This is a genomic window from Oceanirhabdus sp. W0125-5 (assembly GCF_027938815.1).
GTDB lineage: Bacteria > Bacillota > Clostridia > Clostridiales > Clostridiaceae > Oceanirhabdus.
In genome coordinates, this window is the sequence record NZ_CP115913.1 from 1,615,420 (window position 1) to 1,633,637 (window position 18,218).

Sequence of the window (18,218 nt, forward strand, 5' to 3'; positions counted from 1 at the left end):
GAATGGTAAAACATAGTTGAAAGTGGAAAGTGGAAAACGGAAAACGAGGGACATTTCTCTTCGAGAAATTTTAATTATATTGTTCCTTGGATAATAAGGTTTACTCGTTTCATTTATGATGAAACATTGTATTTATATTACAATATTATATCATTAGATATAATGAGTAAAAACATATTGTTTTAAAGAACAATAAAATGTAGGTTCTGACCTTAGTCAGAACCATCCATCGTTTTCCGTTTTCAATTTTCAATTTTCCATTTGTTTTTATCGAACTCAGTGCGCTTAAGAGTATATGTCTGAGAATTCAATATGAATTTTCTCAACTTTTGCTTCACGAGAAGTTGAATCGTCTACTTTGGAATTATTTTTATACTGTGGAACTAAAGATGCGGGTAGTGATATGATAAACTCACTTCCTTTGCCGAGTTTACTGTTAACGCTTATTGTTCCTTCGTGCATTTCTACAAGTGACTCTACAAGGGATAAACCAATTCCGCTTCCTTCATGATTTCTGTTAAGTAGTCTGTCAACTTGCCTGAAACGTTTGAAGATAACTGATTGTTTTTCAGGAGCAATTCCTATACCTGTATCTTTAACAGATATTTTCATCCTATGACCTAAGTCTGTTAATGTAACAGTTATAGTATCATTAGGGTTAGTGAACTTAATTGCGTTAGAAATTAGATTAAGCATTATTCTTTCCATCATTTCAGGATCTACTGCCATGATTTTTTCTTCAGTATTTGTATCAAAAATAATTTTTCTTGATTTTGATTTAACATAGTTAACTGTAGAGAGCGTTATATCCTCAATAACTTCTACAATATTCACATTAACAAGGTTTAATTCAAAATATCCTGAATCTATTTTAGTAATATCAATTAGATTGTTAACTAACTTTAATAGTCTATAACAGTTTTGTTTTATTGTATCATGATAAGAATTAATTTTGGGTCTATCAAGCTCTTCATCGCTATTAAATTTATAGTTAATAAGTTGAATTGTTGTAAATATAATATTTAATGGGGTTTTTAACTCATGAGATATATTTGAGAAAAATTCAACCTTTAACATATTATATTCTCGTGTTGCTACTAAAAGTTTTTTATTTTCCTTTACAAGGGTATTGAAGCTTCTAGAAAGTACACCTACTTCGTCTGTGCTTTCTATTTCGCTTTGAACACTGAGGTCACCTTCAGATACCTTCTCCATACATGATTTTAAATCCATAATTGGTTTAACAATAGTATTAGCTAAAAAGAGGGCAATAAGTATACCTACAATTAGTACAACTATACCTATAGCTGTTGTTGTATACAACATAGATTGAGATGAAGAATTTATATCATCATAATTAGCGGTTGATACTATATACCAGTCCCATCCTTTGAAATATGTGAAGTTAGCCATCTTCCAAACAGATTGGAATTGATATTCTATTGAACCAGTCTTTTTTCAATAATCTCTTTTGTAAAATCATAATCAAATAAGTTTTCACCTTTGATTTTAGGATGGAAGATAACATCACCAGCTGAATTTATGATATACACATATCCTGTTTTTCCAATTTGAACTTTATTTATTACTTCTTCAAGGTAATCATTTAATTGTTCATGTCCAACTCCTAACGCGCCGATTACATTATTGTTTTTATCATAAAGGGGAATATAACCAGAAATATACCAAGAATCTCTTATTGGGGTTTTCCCATAATATGATAGCTTATTAGTGATTCTATTATATATTTCAGATGAAGAATCTAGGCATGTGCCCAATTCATCTTCATTTTTGTTTTGTACATTTGTACTTATTCTAACTAGTTTATTAGAATCTAATACAAAAATGGAACATACAGCGCCAGTTACAGACTCGATTTTGTTAATATATTTATCAATATTTACTAAACTTTCTTCTCCTGCATATATAGTTGGGAGTGAATGTTCTTTAATATTTACCTTTTCATTATGATCAATACTATACGGTCCGAAGCTTTCTAATATTTCAGAAGCGTAGTTAAGATCAGTGTATACTTTATCAAATAATAAGTTATTTCTTACACTTACAATATCAAGTATCAAATTAGAAATTTTTTCGTTTTTAGCTGCTATTTCATTAGAAAGTGCTTTTTGAGATTTTGCTCCTATAATACTGCCTAAAAGAGCGGTGGTAAATATAATAAGGAATATATAACTCCATAATAGTTTTGATTTTATGCTCATAAGTTTCTCCTCTATACTAAATTAATTTTGTATATTTTGGATAAATTATTTTTAACTCGGTCATTATTATTAAAAAAAATTTACGTGAATAAAGTGCATATATATAATTCTACAAAAAACTACTGATTCCTCCAAATTTCTATCAAGAGAATTAAATAAATACAGCACACCCCTGGGGTGAATACCCCAGGGGTGTGCCATGTGTTAAGAATATATGTCTGAGAATTCAATATGAATTTTTTTAACCTTATCATCATTAGAGATTGATGCATCTACTTTTCGTAGATCTTTAGAGGTGGTTGCTAATTTTGCAGGGAGAGTTATTATAAACTCACTGCCTATTCCAAGTTGACTTTCTACTGTTATTGTGCCATGATGCATCTTTACTAAAGATTCAACTATGGATAATCCGATACCGCTGCCTTCATGATTTCTATTTAGGAGTCTATCAACCTGTCTAAAACGCTTAAATATTATTGATTGTTTTTCAGGTGCTATGCCAATTCCAGTATCCTTGATAGATAAAGATACATTATCACCTAAATCGGTTAGAGTAACAGTGATTGTATCATTAGGTAATGTGAATTTTATAGCATTTGAAATAAGATTTAAAATTATTCTTTCCATCATCTCAGGATCTACAGCAATTATTTTCTCTTCTGTGTTTGTATCAAAAATAATTTTTCTTGATTTAGAGGTAACATAATCAACTGTGGAAAGAGTGATATCTTCAACTATTTCAACGATGTTTACATTTATTTTATTTAATTCAAAGTAACCTGAATCAATCTTAGTAATATCAATTAGATTATTAACTAGCCTTAACAATCTATAGCAGTTTTGTTTTATTGTTGTATGATAAGAAGTTAGCTTCTTAAGTGGAAGCTCTTCAGCATTAGTTAATTTATATTCAAGAAGTTGTGTTGTGGTGAAGATAATATTCAATGGTGTCTTTAACTCATGAGATATGTTAGAAAAAAATTCAACTTTTAGTTTATTGTATTCACGAGTTTCTTCCAGTAGTCGGCTATTTTCTTTTACTAGATTGTTAAAGCTATTTGAGAGCACAGCTATCTCATCAGTACTGATAATATTACATTGAACACTAAGGTCACCTTCTGTAACTTGTTCCATACATGATTTTAAATCCATTATAGGTTTAATGATTGTATTAGATAAAAATAAGGCAATTATAATTCCGATAAATAAAACTATTAAACCAATAAACCCTGCAGTATACATTATAGACTTTGAAGCTGAGTGGATATCATCATAATTTGCAGTAGCAACTATATACCAATCCCAAGGAGCAAAATATTTGAATGAAGCCATTTTCCAAGTTGACTTGAATTCATATCCAATGGAACCTGATTTTCTTTCTATGATATCTTTTGTGAATTTATAATTTGACAGGTTATGTCCTTTAAGGTTAGGGTGAAAAATTACATCACCTGAGGAGTTTATTATATAAACATATCCTGTAGTACCTATCGTTATTTCATTTATCACATTTTCAAGATAATCATTTAACTGTTCGTGACCTAATCCTAAAGCACCAATCACATTATTGTCATTATCAAACAAAGGAACATATCCGGAAATATACCAAGAATCTTCAAAGTGGGTTATTGCATAATATGATTCTTTATTTATTATTTTTTTATAAGTTTCTTCAGAGGAATCTATATATGTACCAAATCCGGATATACCGTTATCAGTTACATTAGTACTAACTCTAATCAATTTATCAGAATCTAACAGGAAAATTGAACACACAGCCCCAGTTAAATCTTCTACTTTTTTTATATATTCATTATAATTTACTAAAGCTTCATCTCCTGCATATAAAATTGGAAGAGGAGAGTCCTTAATAGTTACTTTCTTATTACTATCAATACTAAAATTTCCGTGGCTCTCTAATATTTCAAAAGCATACTGAAGGTCTGTAGATACTTTGTCAAATAATAAGTTATTTCGTACACTTACAATATCAAGTATCAAGTTTGAGATGGTTTCACTTTTGTTAGCAATTTCGGTAGAAAGCTCTCCTTCGGCTTTGGATCCTAGAATGCTCCCTAAAAGAGATGTAGTAAAAAGAATAAGGAATATATAACTCCACAAAAGCTTTGATTTTATGCTCATAATTTCCTCCCATAAACGCGTTATTTAAAATTATATTTAAAATATTTTGACAACTCAAAAATCTTTCGGCTCTGTTAATTTAAATTTATATTGTTTAGCTAAGTTTTCAACTATAGAGATTTCGTATTGAAAATTACTGAATGTTTATATTACATGTGTATATACAGTTCTACAAAAATTTACTGATTCCTCCAAAATATAATAAATTTATACTAAAAATTTACTTTTTATTAGTAGAAACATCCAATAATTGCAATTAAGAAGATGATTAGGGGGCTAAAATTATTATAAAAAGGGGATGTTTTTTCTTCTTATTAATAAAACTTAGTAAATTCAGAAAAAAATATGGTTTTTTCTGAAAATTATTGATAAAATAATATAATGATACATGTGCAAACATTTTCATAAACTTATGGGAGGGATATTATGAAGTTAAAAAGAGTTTTAATTGGGTTCTTAGCTGTATGCCTTATGATGAGTAACTTTATTTTTTTTGGGTCAGCTTTGCAAACGTTTGCAGAAGAAACTAAAACAAAAGTTATTATTCATTATTCAAAAGATAAGAACAGTGAGTTAGACTGGAATTTATGGTTATGGGAAGTAGGTAAAGAAGGAAAGAAATATGAATTTACTGGAAAAGATGATTTTGGTTTAGTAGGGGAATATGAATTCAGTGGAGGGACTGAAGGAGTAGGGTTTATTGTTAGAACTGATGATTGGGTTAAAGATGTAGATGAGGATAGATTTATAACAGAGTTTGTTAATGGTAAAGCAGAGATATGGTTGTTTGCCGGTGATCCTAAGGTTTACACTGAAAGTCCTGATATGTCTAAGGTAGCTAAATCTATGGAATTAGGAAATGAAACTGAAGTAACAGTTCATTATCATAGATTTGATAATAATTATGATGGATGGAACTTATGGATGTGGCCAGATGGTAAAGGCGGCGCTACTTATGAATTCTCTGAGGAAGATGAATATGGTAAGATTGCTAGAATAAAAGTATCTGAAACAGAAGGTGTTAATAAGATAGGTTTTATAACAAGATTTTCAACTGGTGATAATGAATGGGCATCTAAAGAATTTGGAGATAGATTTATAACTAAATTTACTGAGGATGGTAAAGCAGAGGTATGGCTTGTGCAAGGAAATGAAGGAGTGTATTATGATGTGAATGATGTGGATTTAAATCCTAAATTTATTTCAGCTACTTTAGATTCCTTGAAAGAGATAAATGTTGAAGCCAATATTGATTTCCCTTTTAACTATGAAGGAAATGAAGGGTTTATTGTTAAAAGTAATGGCAAGCCACTTGAAATAAGTGTTTATAGTACAGAAGTACAAGGTGGAAGAACAAAAAAAGCAACAATAGAATTGTTAGAAGATGCTCCTTTAGAAGGAGAACTTATTGTAGAAAAAGAGGGATATGGCAGTAAGAGAGTTGCATTAGGTAAAGTTATGAATAGTGACTCCTTTAATGAGTTATATTTTTATGATGGGGATGATTTAGGAAATATATATACTAAAGAAAAAACTACATTTAAAGTATGGTCACCATTTGCAGAAGAGATGTATCTGGTAGTTTATGATGATTATACAGATGAAAGTGGAGTAGAAACTCCAATGGTAAAAGGTCAAAAGGGTGTTTGGGAGATTACTCTTGATGGGGATAAAGATGGTCTTATGTATAGATATAAGGTTAAAGTTAATGGTAAATATGATGAAGCTGTTGATCCATATGTTAGAGCAGTGACTGTGAATGGCGGCATGGGTGTAGTTCTTGATCTTACAAAAACTAATCCTAAGGGATGGAAGAATCATAAGAGACCAGAATTTAAAAATTATAATGATGCTATAATCTATGAATTACATACTAGAGATTTATCAATGCATCCTGAATCGGGAGTAAACAATAAAGGTAAATTCTTAGGATTAATTGAGGAAGATACTACAGGACCGGAAGGAACTAAAACGGGACTTAATCACATTAAAGATTTAGGTGTAACACATGTTCAGTTGTTACCGATTTACGATTACGGCAGTGTTGATGAAACAGGTGATGGAACACAATTTAACTGGGGATATGATCCTGTTAACTATAATGCTATTGAAGGAAGTTATTCCACTGATGCATACAAGCCTGAAGTTAGAATTAATGAATTAAAAGAAGTTGTAAAAGGATTCCATAAAAATGGATTAAGAGTTATTATGGATGTTGTTTATAACCATATGTGGAGTGCAGAAGGATCAAGTTTCAATAAATTAGTTCCAGGATATTTCTTCAGATATAATGCAGATGGAACTTTTGCTAATGAGAGTGGTTGTGGAAATGTTATTGCTTCTGAGAATAAGATGGCAAGGAAGTTCATTGTTGATTCAGTTAAATACTTAGCACAAGAATACAACCTTGACGGATTCAGATTTGACCTTATGGGATTATTAGATGTTGAAACTATGAATGAACTTAGAGCTGAGCTTAAAGAAATAGACCCATCAATTATTGTAATAGGTGAAGGGTGGAATATGGGTGCTATCTTAAATGAAGATGAGAAAGCAAGTCAAACTAACGCTTATAAAATGCCTAATATTGGTCATTTTAATGACAGTATAAGAGATGGTTTAAAAGGTAGTGTTTTTGAGGAAGAGGATAGAGGATTTGTAAACGGAAAAGAAGGAATGGAAAACATAATCAAAGCAGGTGTTGTTGGAGGAGTAAACTATAGTGATACAATCAATACCTGGGGAGACATAGAGCCAGATAGAACAGTGACATATGTTGAAGCTCATGATAATAATACACTTTGGGACAAGCTTGAAATTAGTAATCCAGAAGATAGTGAAGAAGCAAGAAAAGATATGCACAGATTAACAGACGCAATTATATTAACATCACAAGGAATTCCTTTCATTCATGCAGGACAAGAATTTATGAGAACAAAGTATGGTGATGAGAATTCTTATAAATCTAGCGATGAAGTTAATAGATTAGATTGGCAGAGAAAATTAGAAAATATGGATACAGTAGAATACTTTAAAGGACTAATTAAGATGAGAAAAGAGCATCCAGCCTTTAGAATGACTTCATCAGAAGCTATAAAGAAATCCATAGAATTCATTGATTCACCAAAGAATACTGTAGCTTATACAATTAAAGATGGTGCTAACAGCGATAGTTGGAATAATATCTTTGTAGCATTCAATGCAAATAAAGAGGATGTTGAGATTGAATTGCCTTCAGAAGGAAAATGGAATGTAGTTGTTAACAAAGAAAAATCGGGAACAGAAGTTATTGAAATAATGGAAGGGAAAACTGTTAAGGTTCCTGCCCTTGGTTCAGTAGTTATGTATGATAAAGAAAAGAGCAACAAGTTAATTTTCTTATGTGTAGCGGCATTTGTTGTAGTAGCTGCAGTTGGTGCTGGGATATTTATTGGTATGAAGAAAAAATAATTAAGAATTAAAAAAAGAAAGGCGCGTGAAACGTGCCTTTCTTTATGAAATTTACTAAGAATAATTATTAAGAAAAAATCTAAAATCTCTAAATAATTCAGAAAAATAAACGATAATATTAAATGAAACTATCCGTTTATAATAATGTAGATTAAGTAATCGGAATGCTTAAGGAGGGGATTAGAGAATGTTTGGACTAGCGGTTACAGCATTTATGAGCATAAAACATATAATTATTACAATGGGAATCCTCTTAATTGTAATTCTGGGGTATTTAGGATATAGATTATTGAGTATGAGAAGGCAAATAGAAGAAATAAATAGTGTTAAGGAAAAATTGAATGATGAGATACAAGAACGTTTATTAGCAGAAAGCAGAGCTATGAAATTTGCGGATATAATAAAATATTCAGATGATGCTATTATTGGAAAAGATATAAATGGATATATAACTAGCTGGAATTATGGGGCAGAGGTTATTTATGGATGGAGAAAAGAAGAGGTTATAGGGAAGTATATATCTATTCTTTATACAGAAGATAGGGAATGTGAAATCAATGAAATAACAGAGAAGATTAAAAGTGGAAATAAGGTTAAAAATTTAAAAGCAAAGAGAAAAAGAAAAGATGATTCTGAAATATATGTTTCACTTACAGTATCACCAGTTAAAGATGGTACAGGTGAAATTATTGGAACTTCATCTATTTCTAGAGATATAACTTATCATATGGAAAGTGAATTGAAAATTCAAGAGAGTTATGAGGAACTTTCTGCAGTTTACTCACAGTTAGCAGCTGCTGATGAAGAACTTAGAGCACAGTATGATGAACTTTTAGATAGGGAAAAGGAACTAAGAAATAGCGAAGAAAGATATAAATTAGCTTTAGAAGTTACCAATGATGGAATATTAGAATGGGATATAAATACTGACAGGTATTTTGTATCAGATAGATGGCACACTATTTTGAACTGTGATAATTCATATAATGAGAGTTTTGTGGAGTATCTAAAAAAAATAGTACATAAGGACGATATGAAAACTATACTAAGGGCTTATTTCAAGCATATTAAAGATAGGGAAGAGATTTTTAAAAGCGAATTTAGATTGAGAACTTCTGATGGTGTATATAAATGGACATATTTTAAAGGGAAAATGATAAAAGATAATGAAGGGAAACCTTTTAAATTCATAGGTTCACTTACTGATATTAGTGAGCGAATGGAGTTTCAAGAGAAAATTAGATTCCTTGCAAATTATGATACACTTACCAATCTACCTAATAAAGCACTGTTTTTTAATACATTAGATAGAGAACTCAAAAATTCAAATGAGAATAATACAAAAGGTGCTGTTATTGCAATAGATCTTGATGAATTTAAAATAATAAATGATACGTTAGGACATGCAGTTGGTGATAAAGTTTTAATAGAAGTAGCAAATATTTTGAGAAAAGTAACGAATAATGATTATCTTATATCTAGAACAGGAGGAGATGAATACGTCATCCTCATTAATAAATTTGAAGATATAAATGAAATCACAAGTATCTGTAGAAACCTTGGAGAGGTTATGAAGAAGCCCTTATCTATAGAAGATAAGGAAATATATACACGTTTAAGCATAGGAATCGCAGTCTTTCCTGATAATGGATGTGATAGAGAAACTATATTTAAAAATGTAGATACAGCACTTTATGCATCTAAAAGAGGCGGTAGAAATAGATATACATTTTTTGATAAAGACCTAGGAGACAATATTATTAGAAGAGATAAAATTGAAAAAGGATTAAGAGAAGCACTTGAAAATGATGGATTACACTTGGTATATCAACCAAAAATAGATATAAATAATAATAAGATTGCTGGGTTTGAAGCACTTCTTAGATGGCACAGTGAAGAACTAGGATTTGTTTCCCCTCTAGAATTCATAGATGTGGCTGAGGAAAGAGGATTAATCTGTAAAATTGGTAACTGGGTAATCGAAAAAGCAACAAAGCAGAATAATGACTGGAAAAAACGTGGTTTTGAGTATGGCTCAATATCAGTAAATGTTTCACCAAAGCAGATTCAAGGTGAAAACTTCATAGAAGAGGTTGAAAAAATAATTACTGATTGCGAAGTTTGCCCAACTTTATTAGAAGTTGAAATAACTGAGAATTCTTTAATGAAAGAATTTGATAATAATGTTAAGGTACTTAAACAATTAAGAGAAAGAAGAATTAATATTTCACTTGATGACTTTGGAACAGGTTATTCATCCTTAAGTTATCTAAAAGAGCTACCAATCAATATATTAAAAATTGATAAATCATTTATAGATGATATAGAGCATGATCTTAATAAGAAGGCTATTGTAGATGGAATAATTCAACTAGCTCATAAAATTAACCTGGATGTTGTTGCAGAAGGGGTAGAAAATGAAGAGCAGTTAATAATACTTAAAGAATTGAACTGTGATATTATACAAGGATACTTCTTTAGTAAGCCAATTTCACCGGAAGAAGTGGAAAGTAAATACTTTAATGGAGACTTGTAAGAAAGAAGATTCAAAAGTTTTCGTGAGAGAGTAAATAAGAGAAAACTTAATAGAAATGGAAAGTTGAAAACGGAAAGTGGAAAACGATGGAGATTTCACTCTGTGAAATTTTAATCTTATTGTTCAAGTAACAACATGAGTTTACTCGTTTTATTTTTTATAAAACCTTGTAGCTTTAATACAATATTTTATATTAGATAAAATGAGTAAAATCTTTTTAATCCAAAGAACAATAAAATGTAGTTTCTGCTCAAAGAGCAGAAACATCCTACGTTTTCAACTTTCAATTTTCCATTTTCAATTAAAGCGCGGTTTGCCGCGCTTTTTTTAGTGTCCATTAGACCATTAAAATCATAAAATAATATTAAGTTTAATTTTTATGAGAAGGGATTCTATGGATAAAAATATTATTCTAGATGGTGATAGAATAGAGCTTGTAAGTGTTAGGGAAGAGTATATTTTTAAAATTATGAAATGGAGAAATGATGAGCGAATAAGAAAGTGGTTTTTAAGTAACGGAGGAATAGATGAAGAACAACAAAGGATTTGGTTTGCTAGATATAAAGAAAGACAAGATGATATAATGTTTTTAATAAAAGTGAAGGAGAATGGAGAAATTATAGGAAGTGTAGCTCTTTATTCAATTGACTTTAATGAGAAATGTTGTGAATTTGGACGAATGACTATTGGTGAATGGGAATATCTCAGAAAGGGATATGCTAAAGAAGCTATAAGGGTCATATGTAAGTATGCATTTGAACAATTAAAAATGAAAAATATATATTTAGATGTACTGAATAATAATGAAAGAGCTATAAAATTATATGAGAAAATAGGATTTCAGTATGATGAGCAAGTTGAGAGAAAAGGTATAAAACTTGTAAGGATGGTTTTAAGACTAGAGTAAAAAAATCTGGATTTTGTGGTATAATTTATTGATGAAGAAAATACGAAATACGAAATACAAAGAAGAAAGAATAAAGAATGATAATATTCTTCATGCTTCAGAATATTTAATGTACTGAAGGAACATACTTTGAATAAAACAAAAGAATAAGAGTCTGCTTAATTGATATTAGAAATTGGCGGAGATATGAGAGAGGAGAAATTTTATGACATTGGAAAATTTAAAGAAATTTGATAAGGATATATATGAGGCTATTAAAAATGAAGAGAGAAGACAGAATGATAAAATTGAACTTATAGCTTCAGAGAACTTTACAAGTGAAGCTGTTATGGAAGCTATGGGTTCAAAACTTACTAATAAGTATGCTGAAGGATATCCAGATAAGAGATATTATGGTGGATGTGAATTTGTTGATATAGTAGAAAATATCGCTAGAGATAGAATGAAAGAATTATTTGGAGCTGAGCATGCAAATGTTCAACCACACTCAGGTTCACAGGCAAATATGGGAGTTTACTTTGCTATACTTGAGCCAGGAAACAAGGTGTTGGGAATGAATCTTACTCATGGAGGACACCTTACTCATGGAAGTCCAGTGAATTTCTCAGGAAAGCTATATGATTTTATATCATATGGTGTTGGTAGTGATGGATACATAGATTATAATGAGCTTGAGAAAATGGCAATAAAAGAGCAGCCGAAGATGATTGTTGCTGGAGCTAGTGCATATTCAAGAGCAATTGATTTTAGTAAGTTCAGAGAAATTTGTGATAAAGTAGGAGCGTATCTAATGGTTGATATGGCACATATTGCAGGACTTGTAGCTGCTGGAGTACATGCAAATCCGGTTCCATATGCTGACTTTGTGACAACAACAACTCATAAGACACTAAGAGGCCCAAGAGGAGGAGCTATACTATGCAAAGAAAAATATGCAAAACTTATAGACAAGAGTATATTCCCAGGTATACAAGGGGGACCCTTATGTCATGTTATTGCTGCTAAAGGAGTTTGTTTTAAGGAAGCAATGAGTGATGATTTTAAAACTTATATGAAACAGGTTCTAAAAAATGCTGAAACCTTATCAGTAGAACTTAAGAAAAGAGGTTTTGACATAATTTCAGGTGGAACTGATAACCATTTAGTGCTAGTAGATTTAAGAAATAAAAAAATAACTGGTAAAGATGCTGAAAGATTATTGGACGAAGTGGGCATAACTGTAAATAAGAACACTATTCCATTTGAACCATTAAGTCCTTTCGTAACAAGCGGAATCAGAATGGGAACTCCTGCTGTTACAACAAGAGGATTTGTTGAAGAAGATATGATAGAGGTTGCAGACATAATTTCCTGGGCAATAGATAATGCTCAAAATGACCTTACTCCAGCGAAAGAGAGAGTAAAGAAACTTTGTGAGAATAAAAAACTATACGTTTAAAAGAAATGTATAATGGATAATTGATAATGTATAATGATTGACATTTCACTCTGTGAAATTTAAATTTTATTTGGTTAGAAGACAAGATAAGATTACTCGTTTCATTAGGGATGAAACATTGTAGTGTAGATCCAATATTTTATTTAATTTTACGCAAGTAAATTTGTATTGTAAAGAAGAAAAGATTTAGGAGGAATACGTGTGCTTTTTAATAGTTTTGAGTTTTTTATATTTTTTCCATTAGTGACAATAGCATATTTTATTATTCCTCATAAATATAGATGGGCGCTTCTTTTGGGAGCGAGTTACTATTTTTATATGGTGTTGAAGCCTGAATATATAATACTAATTATAATATCTACTGTGATTGATTATTTTGCTAGTATAATGATGGAAAAGCAGGATGATAAGAAAAAAAGAAAAAAGTTTTTATATTTGAGTTTAGTATCTAATCTAGGACTATTATTTTTCTTCAAGTATTTTAATTTTTTCAATGATAGTATAAGGGCTGTAGTGGAATTATTTAATCTGCAATATAGTATAAGAAGTTTTGATATATTCCTTCCTATGGGGATATCTTTCTATACCTTCCAAACATTGAGTTATACAATTGATGTGTATAGAGGAAGAAGAAAGGCAGAAAGGAACTTTGGAATATTTGCACTATATGTGACTTTCTTTCCACAATTAGTAGCAGGACCTATTGAGAGATCAGATAGGTTGCTGCCTCAATTCTATGAAAAACATGAATTTGATTATGATAGAGTAGTGAGCGGATTAAGAAGAATGTTGTGGGGATTTTTTAAAAAGATGGTTATTGCAGATAAAATAGCGGTAATTGTTGATAAAGTGTATGATTCGCCACAAGGTTACTCAGGATTTCCTCTTATATTGGCAACAGTATGTTTTGCTATTCAAATATATTGTGATTTCTCAGGATACTCAGATATTGCAATTGGATCAGCAAGAATATTAGGATTTAATCTTATGGAGAACTTTAAAACTCCTTATTTCTCAAAAAGTATAAGTGAATTTTGGAAAAGGTGGCATATTTCATTATCAAGTTGGTTTAAAGATTATGTGTACATACCATTAGGGGGAAATAAAGTTAAGATAGGGAGAGTATATTTTAATCTTTTTATAACATTTCTTATTAGTGGATTGTGGCACGGTACCAATTGGACATTTGTTATATGGGGTGCCCTTCATGGTGTATATCTTATAATTGGTAGAATGACAAAGCCTGTAAAGAATATAATTTTCAGGAGTTTAAGATTAGATAAGATACCAGTACTTAATGTGATTCATGGGATGATTCAAAGAATTATAACATTCTCTCTGGTTTGCTATGGATGGATTTTCTTCAGAGGAAATTCTATAAATGATGCAATGTACATAAGCAAGAACATTTTTAAAAATCTTGGTGATATGAAGAGTTTAACATATATTAAGAATACGGTATTAAATTTAGGGCTAGATAAACAGGAATTAATTATATTATTTATTAGCGTGGCAATACTTTTCCTAGCTCAACTAATAAGTAAAAGAGATGATGCTATAGAAAATATGCAATATAAACCTATACTATTGAGATGGGGAGCATATTATTTTATATTGATTATAATAGTTTTCTTTGGAGTATTTAAAGGTGGACAGTTTATGTATTTTCAATTTTAGAAGGAAATAATCCATTTAAATAAATCAATTTTCAACATAGAATATCTAGAGGTGCGCATATGAAAAAGTTTATATTAAAATTTACTATATTTATAATTCTGTTCGTTGTGGTATTTCAGGTATTCATAGGTGCCACTGAAGAAAAATTATTAAAAGTTAATGGACCAAGCATGCAAATGCAGATAGAACGGAGTTTTAAAGATGTAATTAAAAAAGAATATAATATGATCATTCTTGGGAATTCCAGGATGTATAGAGGGGTAAATCCTGAGATGTTCGGTATAAGCGCTTATAATTTTTCTCATGATAATGATACATATAATCAAATGTATTACAAACTCTTATATTTGGAGAAAGAAAATAAGTTACCAAAGGTAGTACTCTTAGGAACGGATTATTTTCAGTTCTCTTTTATATCAGATACAAGAAATTTTGTTTATAAGAGTCTTTTGGATAAAGAGTATATTAAGGATTACTCTTTTGATTTCAATAAATACATGAATATTAGAATGACAACTTTACAGAAAAATCTTATTTTAAGAGTGGAGAGTATATTCAAAAATGAAAATGTAAATAGGCCATTTATGAGAGAAAATGGACAGTTTATCTATCATGGAAAAGGGAGTCAAACAAAAACTTTTAATAGATCGAGTGAGATGAAGGATATACAGAAGGATTATTATGAAAAGATTTTAGAATTCTGTAGAGATAAAAATATTAAAGTTATTGTTGTCATGCCTCCTTTAAGAAAGATAGAACTTGAGGATTATCAAGTTGATTATTTGAATGAGTTTAATAATTATATTAATAAGAGTATAGGAGAAGAGGGAATATACTTGAACTATACTTATGATAAAAGATTCAACATTGATGATTTTTGGGATATAACCCATTTAGATAAAAAAGGAGCAGATAAATTCTCGAAGATGCTGTGGGATCGTTTAAAAATAAACTTTCCCTAAAGTAGTTTCAAAAAGTGATAGAACCATTCACATTTTTGAAACAAAGGGTAAGTAATTTTTAAGCCGACCCTTAGGGAAAATATAAAGAAAGAGATTAAAGATTATGGAGAAGATTAAAAGTTATTTAAAGCTTTTTAGGATTAAGCAATGGATAAAAAATGGATTTGTATTCTGTGCACTGATTTTTTCAAGAAGTTTTACTCATACTGATAATATTTTACTAACAATAAAAGCCTTTATGGCATTTTGTATTGTATCATCTTTTGTGTACATAATAAATGATGCTTCAGATATTGAAAAGGATAGAATGCATCCAGTGAAAAAGAACAGACCTCTTGCAAGTGGAAAGGTTTCTCTTAAGGAAGGGTATATATTAGCAGTTGTTATGATATTCCTTGCATGTGGAATAAGCTATAGTGTTAATCCTTTACTATTAAATATAACTATAGTATATGCTGTGTTAAACATAGTATATACATATAAACTTAAAAACATAGCAATATTGGATGTTATGAGCATAGCCACAGGGTTTATATTGAGAGTAGCAGCAGGTGCTGTAGCAATAGAAGTGAGACTTTCCAGTTGGATAATAATTTGTACAGGAGTCTTATCACTATACTTAGCCTTTGGAAAGAGAAAAAATGAATTATACCTTCTAAAGGTAGGAGCAGGAACTCATAGAAAAACCCTCTCTCAATATAGTGAAGAATATGTGGATAGAATACTTCTTATGCTCCTTAGCTTGACCATAATTACTTACATATTATATTGCATAGATGGAACAGATTACTCAAGGATGATATACACTATTCCTTTCGTTATATACGGAACTCTAAGATATGAGATGCTTTTAAGTAATAACAAAATGGGCGGAGCTCCAGAAGAAGTGTTTATTCAAGATAAACCCTTTTTGGTGAATATAATATTGTGGTTGGTTACTTGTTTGTGGGCAGTGACGCTTTAGAAAAAATATAATTGAAAATTGAAAGTTGAAAGTGGAAAACGATGGATATTTCTCTACGAGAAATTTTGATTTTGTTGTTCTTTAGCTGATGAGAATTTACTCGTTTCATTTGAAATGAAACATTGTAGTTTAAAACGAATTTTATTGTAAATAGAAAATGAGAAAGTTATAAATAGGGTTTTGACTTAGGTCAGAACCTTATTTTATTGGTTTTAAAACGATGAGATTATGCTATTTTACCTTTAGTATAACATTACATTATGAATACAATATTTTATCTAAAGATAAAATGAGTAAAAGTTTATTATTCTATAGAACAATAAAATGTAGTTTCTGCCATGAAGCAGAAACATCCTACGTTTTCCATTTTCCATTTTCAATTTTCCGTTTGTTTTATATTTTTCTTCGCTGGAATAAGAACCTAAGTTCGTGTATAATATATAAATAGGGAGAAAATTTATAAGGGTGGTTGTTTTTATGAGTTATGCAAGTTTTGATAACATTAAGGATAATAGATATAGAAATAATAAATATGAAGATGATTTGTTTTTTAAAAAGAACAGTAAAAATAGAATAATATTTCATATAGATGCTAACTCTGCATTTTTATCTTGGGAAGCGGTATATAGGTTGCAGCATGGGGAGGATGTGGATTTAAGAGAAATACCTTCGGTTGTGGGAGGTGATCCTAAATCCAGGCATGGAATAGTTTTAGCGAAATCTATTCCAGCTAAAAAATATGGAATTAAAACGGGAGAATCTTTAATGGAGTCAAGGATAAAATGTCCAAAGCTTACTGTGGTTCCACCTAGATTTCATATTTATATTAAGAGCAGTAATGCTATGTTTGATATTTTTAGTGAGTATACACCTATAATACAAAGATATTCAATTGATGAATGTTTTTTAGATGTAAGTGAAAATGAAGAGGCTAAAAAAGACCCATATGCACTTGCAATAAAGATTAAGGAAAGAATAAAAGAGGAACTGGGATTTACAGTGAGTATAGGAGTCTCCAATAATAAACTTTTAGCAAAGATGGGGTCAGAACTTAAGAAACCAGATGCAGCTACAACGCTTTTTCCTCATGAGATTGAGAACAAGCTTTGGCCATTGCCTGTGAGGGAATTATTTATGGTAGGTAGGGCAACAGAGAAAAAATTAAAAACTATTGGAATTAATACTATTGGTGAATTGGCACAGTGTGAGATTGGTGTACTTAAAGAAAGAATGAAAAGTCATGGAGAATTAGTTTGGAAATATGCAAATGGTATAGATAATTCTTTAGTAAGAAGAGAAAACTATATAGAGATGAAGGGTTTAGGAAATTCCACTACCATATCATTTGATGTTGATAATAAAGAAGAAGCTCATATGGTACTGATGTCTTTAGTTGAAACTTGTAGTATGAGACTTAGAGATTCAGGAAATATATGCAAGTGTATAACGGTTTCAATAAGAAATAGCGAGTTTATGAATTATAGTCATCAGAGGGTTCTGTCATATGAAACTAATTGTACAGATGAGATATATAAAGAAGTGATAAGGTTGTTTGATGATATGTGGAAAGGTGAAGCTATAAGGCATCTTGGAATACGATTATCACATCTGTCGTCAGCGAAGAATCGTCAATTAACATTATTTGATTATAAAGATATAAAGAAAAAAGAAAATCTTGATTCGGTAATTGATGATATAAGGATAAAATATGGAACAGGTTCTGTTGTTAGAGCTAAGTTTATTCATAGTGGACTTAAGCCAATACGTGGAGGAGCAGGAGCGGAAAGCTACCCAGTGATGAGCAGCATACTGTAGTATGCCATAGTGACATAAATGTCGAAAAATGTTATTATATACTAAAGAGATTCAATTTATAAGTCTTTTGAATAATAATATAATTAAATTACTTGCGTGAATTAA

11 protein-coding genes are annotated in these 18,218 nt (G+C 30.3%); 8 read left to right on the forward strand and 3 right to left on the reverse strand.

The features are described from left to right. Positions 1–285: 285 nt before the first annotated feature. The 3 genes from OW730_RS07715 to OW730_RS07725 form a co-directional block, all read right to left on the reverse strand. A complete protein-coding gene (locus OW730_RS07715) occupies positions 286–1,413 on the reverse strand; it encodes a HAMP domain-containing sensor histidine kinase (RefSeq protein WP_271228470.1) in 1,128 nt (375 codons plus the stop codon). Between the two features lie 26 nt (positions 1,414–1,439). Further along, a complete protein-coding gene (locus tag OW730_RS07720) occupies positions 1,440–2,222 on the reverse strand; it encodes a Cache 3/Cache 2 fusion domain-containing protein (RefSeq protein ID WP_271228471.1) in 783 nt (260 codons plus the stop codon). 204 nt (positions 2,223–2,426) lie between these two features. Continuing rightward, on the reverse strand, positions 2,427–4,364 hold the full coding sequence (locus OW730_RS07725; protein ID WP_271228472.1) for a Cache 3/Cache 2 fusion domain-containing protein: 1,938 nt from the start codon (positions 4,362–4,364) through the stop codon (positions 2,427–2,429). 426 nt (positions 4,365–4,790) lie between these two features. Here OW730_RS07725 and pulA point away from each other — a divergent pair, with 426 nt between their 5' ends. The 8 genes from pulA (at position 4,791) to OW730_RS07765 (ending at position 18,113) form a co-directional block, all read left to right on the forward strand. Then, positions 4,791–7,814 carry a type I pullulanase gene (pulA, locus tag OW730_RS07730; protein WP_271228473.1) on the forward strand — a complete coding sequence of 1,008 codons (3,024 nt, stop codon included), beginning with the start codon at positions 4,791–4,793 and terminating at the stop codon, positions 7,812–7,814. Positions 7,815–8,001: 187 nt separating this feature from the next. After that, positions 8,002–10,350 carry a sensor domain-containing protein gene (locus tag OW730_RS07735; protein WP_271228474.1) on the forward strand — a complete coding sequence of 783 codons (2,349 nt, stop codon included), beginning with the start codon at positions 8,002–8,004 and terminating at the stop codon, positions 10,348–10,350. A gap of 394 nt (positions 10,351–10,744) precedes the next feature. After that, positions 10,745–11,257, forward strand: coding sequence for a GNAT family N-acetyltransferase (locus OW730_RS07740; protein ID WP_271228475.1), 513 nt, complete (start codon positions 10,745–10,747; stop codon positions 11,255–11,257). A gap of 205 nt (positions 11,258–11,462) precedes the next feature. Continuing rightward, complete coding sequence (gene glyA / locus OW730_RS07745; RefSeq protein WP_271228476.1) at positions 11,463–12,695, forward strand: serine hydroxymethyltransferase; 1,233 nt, start codon at positions 11,463–11,465, stop codon at positions 12,693–12,695. Between the two features lie 201 nt (positions 12,696–12,896). Beyond that, positions 12,897–14,372 carry an MBOAT family O-acyltransferase gene (locus OW730_RS07750; RefSeq protein ID WP_271228477.1) on the forward strand — a complete coding sequence of 492 codons (1,476 nt, stop codon included), beginning with the start codon at positions 12,897–12,899 and terminating at the stop codon, positions 14,370–14,372. A gap of 59 nt (positions 14,373–14,431) precedes the next feature. After that, the gene (locus OW730_RS07755; RefSeq protein ID WP_271228478.1) at positions 14,432–15,334 is read left to right on the forward strand and encodes a hypothetical protein; all 903 of its coding nucleotides are present in this window, start codon (positions 14,432–14,434) and stop codon (positions 15,332–15,334) included. A 103-nt stretch (positions 15,335–15,437) separates the two neighbouring features. After that, on the forward strand, positions 15,438–16,298 hold the full coding sequence (locus tag OW730_RS07760) for a decaprenyl-phosphate phosphoribosyltransferase (protein WP_271228479.1): 861 nt from the start codon (positions 15,438–15,440) through the stop codon (positions 16,296–16,298). A 477-nt stretch (positions 16,299–16,775) separates the two neighbouring features. Further along, on the forward strand, positions 16,776–18,113 hold the full coding sequence (locus tag OW730_RS07765) for a DNA polymerase Y family protein (RefSeq protein ID WP_271228480.1): 1,338 nt from the start codon (positions 16,776–16,778) through the stop codon (positions 18,111–18,113). Positions 18,114–18,218 lie beyond the last annotated feature (105 nt).